The 12,589-nt window shown below is 53.4% G+C and carries 10 protein-coding genes and 1 tRNA gene; all 11 read left to right on the top strand.

The features are described from left to right. Positions 1-255 precede the first annotated feature (255 nt). The 11 genes from ACOTXC_RS17405 to ACOTXC_RS17355 all read left to right on the top strand — a co-directional run bounded on the left by ACOTXC_RS17405 (position 256) and on the right by ACOTXC_RS17355 (position 12,572). A tRNA-Met gene (locus ACOTXC_RS17405) sits at positions 256-332 on the top strand. Positions 333-539: 207 nt separating this feature from the next. Further along, positions 540-992 (top strand): ribosome maturation factor RimP, encoded by a 453-nt coding sequence (rimP, locus tag ACOTXC_RS17400; RefSeq protein ID WP_014833432.1) that lies wholly within the window; start codon positions 540-542, stop codon positions 990-992. Positions 993-1,020: 28 nt separating this feature from the next. After that, positions 1,021-2,523 (top strand): transcription termination factor NusA, encoded by a 1,503-nt coding sequence (gene nusA / locus ACOTXC_RS17395; RefSeq protein ID WP_003861798.1) that lies wholly within the window; start codon positions 1,021-1,023, stop codon positions 2,521-2,523. 24 nt (positions 2,524-2,547) lie between these two features. Then, positions 2,548-5,235, top strand: a complete 2,688-nt coding sequence (gene infB, locus ACOTXC_RS17390) for a translation initiation factor IF-2 (protein ID WP_022649517.1) — start codon at positions 2,548-2,550, stop codon at positions 5,233-5,235. Positions 5,236-5,341: 106 nt separating this feature from the next. Next, entirely contained in the window at positions 5,342-5,746 is a 405-nt protein-coding gene (gene rbfA / locus ACOTXC_RS17385; RefSeq protein WP_003861793.1) for a 30S ribosome-binding factor RbfA, read from the top strand. Beyond that, on the top strand, positions 5,746-6,696 hold the full coding sequence (truB, locus tag ACOTXC_RS17380) for a tRNA pseudouridine(55) synthase TruB (protein WP_023298718.1): 951 nt from the start codon (positions 5,746-5,748) through the stop codon (positions 6,694-6,696). The genes rbfA and truB overlap by 1 nt, the downstream gene beginning before the upstream one ends. 154 nt (positions 6,697-6,850) lie before the next feature. Then, positions 6,851-7,120 (top strand): 30S ribosomal protein S15, encoded by a 270-nt coding sequence (gene rpsO, locus ACOTXC_RS17375; protein WP_003861789.1) that lies wholly within the window; start codon positions 6,851-6,853, stop codon positions 7,118-7,120. Between the two features lie 242 nt (positions 7,121-7,362). Continuing rightward, positions 7,363-9,501, top strand: a complete 2,139-nt coding sequence (gene pnp / locus ACOTXC_RS17370) for a polyribonucleotide nucleotidyltransferase (RefSeq protein WP_022649515.1) — start codon at positions 7,363-7,365, stop codon at positions 9,499-9,501. A 110-nt stretch (positions 9,502-9,611) separates the two neighbouring features. Further along, on the top strand, positions 9,612-10,496 hold the full coding sequence (gene nlpI / locus ACOTXC_RS17365; RefSeq protein ID WP_003861782.1) for a lipoprotein NlpI: 885 nt from the start codon (positions 9,612-9,614) through the stop codon (positions 10,494-10,496). Between the two features lie 107 nt (positions 10,497-10,603). Next, positions 10,604-10,684, top strand: a complete 81-nt coding sequence (yrbN, locus tag ACOTXC_RS17360) for a protein YrbN (protein ID WP_097397692.1) — start codon at positions 10,604-10,606, stop codon at positions 10,682-10,684. Further along, positions 10,677-12,572, top strand: a complete 1,896-nt coding sequence (locus ACOTXC_RS17355) for a DEAD/DEAH family ATP-dependent RNA helicase (protein ID WP_022649514.1) — start codon at positions 10,677-10,679, stop codon at positions 12,570-12,572. Before yrbN ends, ACOTXC_RS17355 begins: the two co-directional genes overlap by 8 nt. Positions 12,573-12,589 lie beyond the last annotated feature (17 nt).

Raw genomic sequence — 12,589 nt, 5'->3', positions numbered from 1 at the left:
GACCACTTTCGCTCTCTTGTGCATTTTTATGCAAAATAAGTGAGTATTCATTTAATCATCTTTTGTCGAAGACCGAAAGAGACTCGTGCGTTTTTTGTAAAAAATTTGGTCTGTTCTGTCTGGCAGAAGCTGGGTTGACAGGTGGGGTCAACTATCAATATACTAAACGCCGATTTTACGTCCCGTCTTCGGTACCAAATCCCAGCATTATTTGCAAATTCTGTCCAAAACGCGTAGAATTTGCCACGTTTCAGGCGCGGGGTGGAGCAGCCTGGTAGCTCGTCGGGCTCATAACCCGAAGGTCGTCGGTTCAAATCCGGCCCCCGCAACCACTTTCCTATAAAGTTCTTTTTCAAATATACTGTGAAGACTTAGAGCCTTCGTAGCTGGATTTGAAAAAATTCTTTCGGAAAGTGCTCCAGGCCACAGTTGTGGCTATAGGGTTCAGTTATCTAAAGCCCCGATTTATCGGGGTTTTTTGTTATCTGACTACAGAATAACTGGGCTTTACGCCCTTTTTTTATGTCTTGGGGGTGGGCTTGTCCACATTAGAGCAAAAATTAACAGAGATGATTACTGCACCGGTCGAAGCACTGGGCTACGAACTGGTCGGCATCGAATTCGTTCGCGGCCGCACATCGACGCTGCGCATCTATATTGATAGTGAAGATGGCATCAATGTTGATGATTGTGCTGATGTCAGCCACCAGGTGAGTGCGGTTCTTGATGTTGAAGATCCGATTACCGTTGCGTACAACCTGGAAGTTTCCTCACCTGGCCTCGATCGTCCGATGTTCACGGCCGAGCACTATGTGCGCTTTACCGGTGAAGAAGTGGCTCTCGTTCTGCGTATGGCCGTACAGAACCGCCGTAAATGGCAGGGAATTATCAAAGCCGTTGATGGTGAAATGATCACGGTGACAGTCGAAGGCAAAGATGAAGTGTTCGCGCTGAGTAATATCCAGAAGGCGAACCTGGTTCCCCACTTTTAACAGTCTGGATTGAGGTGAAAAGCCCGCGATGAACAAAGAAATTTTGGCTGTTGTTGAAGCCGTCTCCAACGAGAAATCACTGCCGCGTGAGAAGATTTTCGAAGCGCTGGAAAGTGCACTGGCTACAGCAACCAAGAAAAAATACGAACAAGAGATTGATGTTCGCGTAGAAATCGATCGTAAAAGCGGTGACTTCGATACATTCCGTCGTTGGGTAATCGTTGAAGAAGTGACCCAACCGACCAAAGAGATCACCCTGGAAGCGGCACGTTTTGAAGACGAAAGTCTGAACGTGGGTGACTACGTTGAAGATCAGATTGAATCTGTCACCTTCGACCGTATCACCACCCAGACCGCGAAGCAGGTTATCGTGCAGAAAGTTCGCGAAGCCGAGCGCGCGCTGGTTGTCGATCAGTTCCGCGATCAGGAAGGCGAAATCATCACTGGCGTGGTGAAGAAAGTGAACCGCGATAACATCTCTCTGGAGATCAAATCCGAAGGGCTGCCGGGTAACGCTGAAGCCGTTATCCTGCGTGAAGACATGCTGCCGCGTGAAAACTTCCGCCCAGGCGACCGTATTCGTGGTGTGCTGTATGCCGTACGTCCTGAAGCACGTGGTGCACAGCTGTTCGTGACGCGTTCTAAACCAGAAATGCTGGTTGAACTGTTCCGTATCGAAGTGCCGGAAATCGGCGAAGAAGTTATCGAAATCAAAGCGGCGGCCCGCGATCCGGGCTCCCGTGCGAAAATTGCGGTGAAAACCAACGACAAGCGTATCGACCCGGTCGGTGCTTGCGTCGGTATGCGTGGCGCACGTGTTCAGGCGGTTTCTACCGAACTGGGCGGCGAGCGTATTGATATCGTTCTGTGGGACGACAATCCGGCGCAGTTCGTGATCAACGCAATGGCACCGGCTGATGTGGCGTCTATCGTTGTTGACGAAGACAAACACACCATGGATATCGCTGTAGAAGCGGGCAACCTGGCGCAGGCGATTGGCCGTAACGGTCAGAACGTACGTCTGGCGTCACAGCTGAGCGGCTGGGAACTCAACGTGATGACCGTTGATGACCTTCAGGCCAAGCATCAGGCTGAAGCCCACGCGGCGATCGATACCTTCACCAAATACCTGGACATTGACGAAGACTTCGCCACTGTGCTGGTTGAAGAAGGTTTCTCTACGCTGGAAGAACTGGCCTACGTGCCAATGAAAGAGCTGCTGGAAATTGACGGTCTGGATGAACCAACCGTTGAAGCCCTGCGTGAACGCGCTAAAAACGCCCTGACCACCCTGGCGCTGGCTCAGGAAGAAAGCCTTGGCGATAAGAAGCCGGCTGATGACCTGCTGAATCTGGAAGGTCTTGATCGTGCGATTGCGTTCAAGCTGGCTGCCCGTGGTGTTTGTACGCTGGAAGATCTCGCTGAGCAAGGCGTTGATGACCTGGCTGATATCGAAGGTTTAACCGACGAGAAAGCCGGCGAACTCATCATGGCCGCACGTAATATTTGCTGGTTCGGCGACGAAGCGTAATAAACTGTAGCAGGAAGGAACAGCATGACTGATGTAACTGTAAAATCGCTGGCTGCTGAGATTCAGACCTCCGTGGACCGCCTGGTACAGCAATTTGCTGATGCAGGGATCCCGAAGGCCGCTGATGACTCGGTGACCGCGCAAGAAAAACAAACCTTGTTAGCGCACCTGAACCGTGAACACGGCTCTACGCCTGACAAGTTAACGCTGCAGCGCAAAACGCGTAGCACGTTGAACATCCCTGGTACCGGTGGCAAAAGCAAATCGGTACAAATTGAAGTCCGCAAGACGCGCACCTTTGTAAAACGTGATCCGCAAGAGGCAGAACGCCTTGCTGCGGAAGAGCAGGCACAGCGTGAAGCGGAAGAACAAGCTCAGCGTGAGGCAGAAGCCACTGCCAAACGCGAAGCAGAATTAAAAGCTGAACGTGAGGCCGCAGAAAAAGCGAAACGCGACGCCGGTGAAAAAGCGAAGCGTGACGCTGCGGAAAAAGACAAAGTGAGCAATCAACAGACCGACGAAATGACCAAAACTGCCCAGGCTGAAAAAGCCCGCCGTGAAAATGAAGCTGCCGAGCTGAAGCGTAAAGCGGAAGAAGAAGCCCGCCGCAAGCTTGAAGAAGAAGCTCGCCGCGTCGCCGAAGAAGCGCGTCGCATGGCAGAAGAAAACGAGAAGAACGGTGTGAATACCGCTGAACCAACTGAAGACAACAGCGATTATCACGTAACCACTTCTCAGCATGCGCGCCAGGCAGAAGACGATAACGACCGTGAAGTTGAAGGTGGTCGTGGCCGTACTCGCAGTACAAAAGCGGCGCGTCCTGCGAAAAAAGGTAACAAGCACGCTGAATCTAAAGCTGACCGTGAAGAAGCACGTGCAGCGGTTCGCGGTGGTAAAGGCGGTAAGCGTAAAGGTTCCGCTCTGCAGCAGGGCTTCCAGAAGCCAGCTCAGGCCGTTAACCGTGACGTTGTGATCGGCGAAACCATCACCGTTGGCGAACTGGCTAACAAGATGGCGGTGAAAGGCTCTCAGGTCATCAAAGCGATGATGAAGCTGGGCGCAATGGCCACCATCAACCAGGTCATCGACCAGGAAACCGCACAGCTGGTTGCCGAGGAGATGGGCCACAAAGTTATCCTGCGTCGTGAAAACGAGCTGGAAGAAGCAGTAATGAGCGACCGTGATACGGGCGCAGCGGCTGAACCGCGCGCACCGGTTGTGACCATCATGGGTCACGTTGACCACGGTAAAACCTCTCTGCTTGACTACATTCGTTCTACTAAGGTTGCCTCCGGCGAAGCGGGTGGTATTACCCAGCATATCGGTGCTTACCACGTAGAAACCGAAAACGGCATGATCACCTTCCTGGATACCCCAGGCCACGCAGCGTTTACCTCAATGCGTGCTCGTGGTGCTCAGGCAACGGATATCGTTGTTCTGGTTGTTGCTGCCGATGATGGCGTGATGCCACAGACCATTGAAGCTATCCAGCACGCGAAAGCGGCGCAGGTGCCTTTGGTTGTTGCAGTCAACAAAATCGATAAGCCAGAAGCCGATATGGATCGCGTTAAGAACGAACTGTCACAGTACGGCGTTATGCCGGAAGAGTGGGGCGGTGAAGCGCAGTTCATCCCTGTATCTGCAAAAGCAGGTACCGGTATCGACGACCTGCTGAACGCTATCCTGCTTCAGGCTGAAGTTCTGGAGCTGAAAGCGGTTCGTAAAGGTATGGCGAGCGGTGCGGTAATCGAATCCTTCCTGGATAAAGGTCGTGGTCCGGTTGCAACCGTTCTGGTTCGCGAAGGTACTCTGCACAAGGGCGACATCGTTCTGTGTGGTTTCGAATACGGTCGCGTTCGTGCGATGCGTAACGAACTGGGTCAGGAAGTGCTGGAAGCGGGTCCGTCCATCCCAGTGGAAATCCTCGGCCTGTCCGGTGTTCCGGCTGCCGGTGACGAAGTAACCGTGGTACGTGACGAGAAGAAAGCACGTGAAGTGGCGCTGTATCGTCAGGGTAAATTCCGTGAGGTGAAACTGGCTCGCCAGCAGAAATCTAAACTCGAGAACATGTTCGCCAACATGACTGAAGGCGAAGTTCACGAAGTGAACATCGTTCTGAAAGCGGACGTACAGGGTTCTGTGGAAGCGATCTCCGACTCCTTGCTGAAACTGTCTACCGACGAAGTGAAAGTGAAGATCATCGGTTCTGGCGTAGGTGGTATCACCGAAACTGACGCAACCCTGGCAGCCGCGTCCAACGCTATCCTGGTTGGCTTCAACGTTCGTGCTGACGCATCTGCGCGTAAAGTTATCGATGCTGAAAGCCTGGATCTGCGTTACTACTCCGTCATCTATAACCTGATTGACGAAGTGAAAGCAGCGATGAGCGGCATGCTGTCTCCTGAGCTGAAACAGCAGATCATCGGTCTGGCTGAAGTACGTGACGTGTTCAAATCACCGAAATTCGGTGCGATCGCGGGCTGTATGGTTACCGAAGGGACCATTAAGCGTCACAACCCAATCCGCGTACTGCGCGACAACGTGGTTATCTACGAAGGTGAGCTGGAATCCCTGCGCCGCTTCAAAGATGACGTTAACGAAGTTCGTAACGGCATGGAATGTGGTATCGGTGTTAAGAACTACAACGACGTTCGCGTTGGCGATATGATCGAAGTGTTCGAGATCATCGAAATTCAGCGTACCATCGCGTAATCTTCGTCAACTGAAGATTAATTAGCGTAGGCCGGGTAAGCGAAGCGCCACCCGGCAGTAATTTTAAAAAGGGGCTTAAGCCCCTTTTTTGTCTGGAGAATTTATTATGGCGAAAGAATTTGGTCGCCCACAGCGCGTCGCGCAGGAGATGCAGAAAGAGATCGCTCTCATTCTGCAACGTGAAATCAAAGATCCACGCGTGGGGATGATGACCACCGTGTCTGGCGTGGAAATGTCCCGCGACCTGGCGTACGCCAAAGTGTTTGTGACATTCCTGAATGACCAGGATGAAGACGCCGTGAAGAACGGCATTAAAGCGCTGCAGGAAGCCTCTGGTTTCATCCGCTCTCTGCTTGGCAAAGCGATGCGTCTGCGTATTGTGCCGGAGCTGACCTTCTTCTACGACAACTCGCTGGTTGAGGGTATGCGTATGTCCAACCTGGTGACCAGCGTGGTGAAACATGACGATGAGCGTCGTGTTAACCCGGCGGACGACAGCAAGGAGGACTGATGAGTCGTCCTCGTCGTCGCGGTCGTGACGTGCATGGCGTGCTGTTGCTGGATAAACCACAGGGCGCATCCAGCAACGACGTGCTGCAAAAAGTAAAGCGTATTTATAACGCCAATCGCGCGGGGCACACCGGCGCGCTGGATCCGCTGGCAACCGGGATGCTCCCGATCTGCCTGGGTGAAGCGACAAAGTTTTCCCAGTATCTGCTGGATTCCGATAAGCGCTACCGCGTGATTGCCAAACTGGGCCAGCGCACGGACACTTCCGATGCGGATGGTCAGGTCGTTGAAGAGCGCCCGGTAACCTTCAGCGCAGAGCAACTTGATGCGGCGCTGGAGAGCTTCCGGGGCGACACAATGCAGGTGCCGTCGATGTATTCGGCGTTGAAATATCAGGGCAAGAAGCTTTACGAATATGCGCGTCAGGGCATTGACGTTCCGCGTGAAGCCCGTCCGATTACCGTGTATGAGCTGCTGTTCATTCGCCACGAAGGTGATGAGCTGGAGCTGGAAGTACACTGTTCGAAAGGGACCTACATCCGCACCATCATTGACGACCTCGGTGAAAAGCTGGGCTGCGGCGCGCATGTGATTTATCTGCGTCGTCTGGCGGTCAGCAAGTATCCGGTCGAACGTATGGTAACGCTTGAGCATCTGCACGCCCTGGCTGAACAGGCGCAAGCGCAGGGAATTGCGCCGGCAGATCTGCTGGATCCGCTGCTGATGCCAATGGACAGTCCGGCAGCAGATTTCCCGGTTGTTAATCTTCCTTTAACATCGTCCGTTTATTTTAAGAACGGAAACCCGGTCCGCACAACGGGGGCGCCGCTTGAGGGCCTGGTCCGTGTGACGGAAGGGGAGGAAGGCAAGTTTATCGGGATGGGCGAAATGGACGGTGAAGGGCGCGTTGCCCCGCGTCGTCTGGTCGTCGAATACCCGGTCGAAGCGTGACGGTGATAACGCCTCACCTTGCGATAAGCAGGGGAGACGAGTAGAATATCGCCGCTTAACGCCTGGTAAATTGTTTAACAATCTGCGGGGCGTACATGGGATAGCTGAATTAGAGATCGGCATCCTTACATTCTTTATACTTTGGAGTTTGAAAATGTCTCTAAGCGTTGAAGCTAAAGCTAAAATCGTTTCTGAGTTTGGTCGTGGTACTAACGACAGCGGTTCTACCGAAGTTCAGGTTGCACTGCTGACTGCACAGATTAACCACCTGCAGGGTCACTTTGCAGAGCACAAAAAAGATCACCACAGCCGTCGTGGTCTGCTGCGTATGGTTTCTCAGCGTCGTAAACTGCTCGACTACCTGAAGCGTAAAGATGTTGCACGCTACACCGCGCTGATCGAGCGTCTGGGTCTGCGTCGCTAATTCTTGCGAGTTTCAGAAAAGGGGGCCTGATGGCCCCTTTTTTCAACCAGACGGCAGCAATTCAGGGGAAACTATTGTATTGTTGCTATAAATGATCTTCATTGCAGAGGTTCGCGCGGCTAATGAGAGGCTTCACCCATGGGGGTGTCGGTTGTCATTAGTCGCGAGGATGCGAAGAAGGTCGGGTTAAATCGTCAGCACACCTGAGGTGTGCTTTCAAACATTTAAGAAAGGACAGAATTTTGCTGAATCCGATCGTTCGTAAATTCCAGTATGGTCAGCATACCGTCACGCTGGAAACCGGCATGATGGCTCGTCAGGCTACTGCTGCCGTAATGGTAAGCATGGATGACACTGCTGTATTCGTTACCGTAGTTGGCCAGAAAAAAGCTAAACCAGGTCAGGACTTCTTCCCACTGACCGTGAACTACCAGGAGCGTACCTACGCTGCCGGTAAAATCCCGGGTGGCTTCTTCCGTCGTGAAGGCCGTCCAAGCGAAGGCGAAACCCTGATCGCGCGTCTGATTGACCGCCCGGTTCGTCCGCTGTTCCCGGAAGGTTTCGTCAATGAAGTGCAGGTTATCGCAACCGTTGTTTCCGTTAACCCACAGGTTAACCCGGACATCGTAGCGATGATCGGTGCGTCTGCTGCCCTGTCACTGTCTGGTATCCCATTCAATGGCCCAATCGGTGCCGCGCGCGTCGGTTACATCAACGACCAGTACGTGCTGAACCCAACTCAGGAAGAGCTGAAAGAGAGTAAGCTGGACCTGGTTGTTGCCGGTACTGAAGCAGCAGTTCTGATGGTTGAATCTGAAGCAGAACTGCTGAGTGAAGACCAGATGCTGGGCGCAGTGGTCTTCGGCCACGACCAGCAGCAGATTGTTATCCAGAACATCAACGACCTGGTGAAAGAAGCCGGTAAACCACGTTGGGACTGGCAGCCAGAAGCGGTAAACGACGCGCTGAACGCACGCGTAGCTGCACTGGCAGAATCTCGTCTGAGCGATGCATATCGCATTACAGACAAACAGGAGCGTTATGCTCAGGTTGACGTGATCAAAGATGAAACCATCGCAACCCTGATCGCGGAAGACGAAACGCTGGACGCTAACGAGCTGAGCGAAATCCTGCACGCTATCGAGAAAAACGTTGTTCGTAGTCGCGTACTGGCAGGCGAGCCGCGTATTGATGGCCGTGAAAAGGACATGATCCGTGGTCTGGATGTGCGTACTGGCGTGCTGCCACGTACTCACGGTTCCGCGCTGTTCACCCGTGGTGAAACCCAGGCGCTGGTTACCGCTACCCTGGGTACTGCACGTGACGCACAGAACATTGATGAACTGATGGGCGAGCGCACTGACAGCTTCCTGTTCCACTACAACTTCCCTCCGTACTCTGTGGGCGAGACCGGTATGGTTGGCTCACCGAAGCGTCGTGAAATTGGTCACGGTCGTCTGGCGAAGCGCGGCGTGCTGGCAGTAATGCCAGAAGCAGACAAATTCCCGTACACCGTACGTGTCGTGTCTGAAATCACTGAATCCAACGGTTCTTCTTCCATGGCTTCCGTGTGTGGTGCCTCTCTGGCGCTGATGGATGCAGGCGTGCCGATCAAAGCCGCCGTTGCGGGTATCGCAATGGGTCTGGTGAAAGAAGGCGACAACTTCGTTGTTCTGTCTGACATTCTGGGTGACGAAGATCACCTGGGTGATATGGACTTCAAAGTGGCGGGTTCCCGCGACGGTATCTCTGCCCTGCAGATGGATATCAAAATTGAAGGTATCACCAAAGAGATCATGCAGGTTGCTCTGAACCAGGCTAAAGGTGCGCGTCTGCACATCCTGGGCGTGATGGAACAGGCTATCAACGCACCACGCGGTGATATCTCTGAATTCGCTCCGCGTATTCACACCATCAAGATCAATCCAGACAAGATCAAAGATGTTATCGGTAAGGGCGGTTCTGTTATCCGTGCACTGACCGAAGAAACGGGCACCACCATCGAAATCGAAGATGACGGTACTGTGAAAATCGCAGCAACCGACGGTGAGAAAGCGAAATATGCTATCCGCCGTATCGAAGAGATTACAGCAGAAATCGAAGTGGGCCGTATCTACAATGGTAAAGTGACCCGTATCGTTGACTTTGGCGCATTCGTTGCCATCGGTGGCGGTAAAGAAGGTCTGGTACATATCTCTCAGATCGCTGACAAGCGCGTTGAGAAAGTGACCGATTACCTGCAAATGGGTCAGGAAGTACCGGTGAAAGTTCTGGAAGTTGACCGCCAGGGCCGTATCCGTCTGAGCATTAAAGAAGCAACCGAGCAGTCTCAGCCTGCTGCGGCGCCGGAAGCTCCGGCTGCCGAACAGCAAGGCGAGTAAGGTTGCCATTTGCCCTCCGCGCAGGCGGAGGGCTTATTATCAGGCAGGACGCCTTGTTAAGCCGCCGGGGGACAGGACGTTCATCCAATAGTTGTCTTCGGGAGTGGGAAATGAAGCCTTTTTTGCGCTGGTGTTTCGTTGCGACAGCTTTAACGCTGGCAGGATGCAGCAACTCTGCCTGGCGTAAGAGCGAAGTCCTCGCAGTGCCATTGCAACCGACTTTGCAGCAGGAAGTGATTCTGGCACGCATGGAACAAATACTTGCCAGTCGGGCTTTAACCGATGACGAACGCGCACAGCTTTTATATGAGCGCGGAGTGTTGTATGATAGTCTCGGTCTGAGGGCATTAGCGCGAAATGATTTTTCACAAGCGCTGGCAATTCGACCTGATATGCCTGAAGTATTCAATTACTTAGGCATTTATTTAACGCAGGCAGGCAATTTTGATGCTGCCTATGAAGCGTTTGATTCTGTACTTGAGCTTGATCCAACTTACAACTACGCGCACTTGAATCGCGGTATCGCATTGTATTACGGCGGTCGTGATAAGTTAGCGCAAGATGATCTGCTGGCGTTTTATCAAGACGATCCTAATGATCCTTTCCGCAGCCTGTGGCTTTACATCGTTGAGCAGAAGCTCGATGAGAAGCAGGCCAAAGAAGCACTGAAACAGCGCTTCGAGAAATCGGACAAGGAACAGTGGGGATGGAACATTGTCGAGTTCTACCTGGGCAACATTAGCGAAGCAACGCTGATGGAACGCCTCAAGGCGGACGCAACGGATAACACCTCGCTCGCTGAGCATCTCAGTGAAACCAACTTCTATTTAGGTAAGTACTACCTAAGTCTGGGGGATATGGACAGCGCTACGGCACTGTTCAAATTAGCGGTTGCTAACAACGTACATAACTTCGTTGAGCACCGTTATGCATTGTTGGAATTATCGCTCTTGGGCCAGGAGCAAGACGACCTGGCAGAATCGGACCAGCAATAGCTGACGACATAAACATCAGCCCGTAATCTTTTGATTGCCATCACCTTCACTGGTGAGGGCGTTGTTGTTCGTCAATACACCTAATTTGAGCCGGTTCACACTTTTCAATGAAAATTGCTAATCATTTTCACGATGAGCTAAGTAGACTGGCCGCCATTAATATCGAGGCACTTGTACTACATGGCTGAATTCGAAACCACTTTTGCAGATCTGGGCCTGAAGGCTCCTATCCTTGAAGCCCTTAACGATCTGGGTTACGAAAAACCATCTCCGATCCAGGCTGAGTGTATCCCACACCTGCTTTCTGGTCGTGACGTGCTGGGCATGGCCCAGACCGGTAGCGGTAAAACCGCAGCATTCTCGCTGCCGCTGCTGAACAACATTGATCCGGACCTGCGTGCGCCGCAGATCCTCGTCCTGGCTCCAACCCGTGAACTGGCTGTTCAGGTTGCTGAAGCAATGACGGAATTCTCTAAACATATGCGCGGCGTAAACGTGGTAGCCCTGTACGGCGGCCAGCGTTATGACGTGCAGTTACGCGCTCTGCGCCAGGGCCCACAGATTGTTGTCGGTACGCCGGGCCGTCTGCTGGATCACCTGAAGCGCGGTACCCTGGACCTCTCTAAGCTGAGCGGCCTGGTACTGGATGAAGCAGATGAAATGCTGCGTATGGGCTTCATCGAAGACGTTGAAACCATCATGGCGCAGATCCCGGAAGGTCATCAGACCGCTCTGTTCTCTGCAACCATGCCAGAAGCGATCCGTCGCATTACCCGCCGCTTCATGAAAGAGCCGCAGGAAGTGCGTATTCAGTCCAGCGTGACCACTCGCCCGGACATCAGCCAGAGCTACTGGTCTGTATACGGCATGCGCAAAAACGAAGCGCTGGTCCGTTTCCTGGAAGCGGAAGATTTTGATGCGGCGATTATCTTCGTACGTACCAAAAACGCGACCCTGGAAGTTGCTGAAGCGCTGGAGCGTAGCGGCTACAACAGCGCAGCGCTGAACGGCGACATGAACCAGGCGCTGCGTGAGCAGACTCTGGAGCGTCTGAAAGACGGTCGTCTGGATATCCTCATTGCAACCGACGTGGCAGCACGTGGTCTGGACGTTGAGCGTATCAGCCTGGTTGTAAACTACGATATCCCAATGGACTCCGAGTCTTACGTTCACCGTATCGGCCGTACCGGTCGTGCGGGTCGTGCGGGCCGTGCGCTGCTGTTCGTTGAGAACCGCGAGCGTCGTCTGCTGCGTAACATTGAACGCACCATGAAGCTGACCATTCCAGAAGCTGAGCTGCCAAACGCAGAACTGCTGGGCAAACGCCGTCTGGAAAAATTCGCCGCGAAAGTACAGCAGCAGCTGGAAAGCAGCGATCTGGATCAGTACCGTGCGCTGCTGTCCCAGATCCAGCCTGTCGCTGAAGGCGAAGAGCTGGATATGGAAACTCTGGCCGCAGCACTGCTGAAAATGGCGCAGGGCGAACGTAGCCTGATCGTGCCACCTGATGCACCGATGCGTCCTAAGCGTGAGTTCCGTGACCGTGACGATCGTTTCGAACGTCGTGGCGACCGTAACGACCGTGGTCCACGCGGTGACCGTCCAGAGCGTGGTGGTGAAGACCGTCCACGTCGCGAGCGTCGTGACGCTGGCGAAATGGAACTGTATCGCATTGAAGTGGGCCGTGATGATGGTGTTGAAGTTCGTCACATCGTTGGCGCGATCGCTAATGAAGGCGACATCAGCAGCCGTTACATCGGTAACATCAAGCTGTTCGGTTCACACTCAACGATCGAGCTGCCAAAAGGCATGCCGGGCGAAGTACTGCAGCACTTTACTCGCACCCGCATTCTGAACAAGCCAATGAACATGCAACTGATGGGTGATGCACAGCCTCGCTCTGACCGCGGTGGCGAACGCCGTGGCGGTGGTCGCAGCTTCGGTGGCGAGCGTCGTGAAGGCGGTCGTAGCGAAGGTCGCACTGGCGAACCTCGTCGTTTCTCCGGCGAGCGCCGTGAAAATCGTGGCCCACGCCGCGAAGAAGGCACCAGCCGTCGTCGTTTCGGTGACGCGTAAGCCTTTTCGCTTTTGAC

The organism is Enterobacter cloacae complex sp. IR5428 (genome assembly GCF_049238585.1).
Taxonomy (GTDB): Bacteria; Pseudomonadota; Gammaproteobacteria; order Enterobacterales; family Enterobacteriaceae; genus Enterobacter; species Enterobacter intestinihominis.
This window is presented reverse-complemented; position numbering and strand designations above follow the sequence as displayed.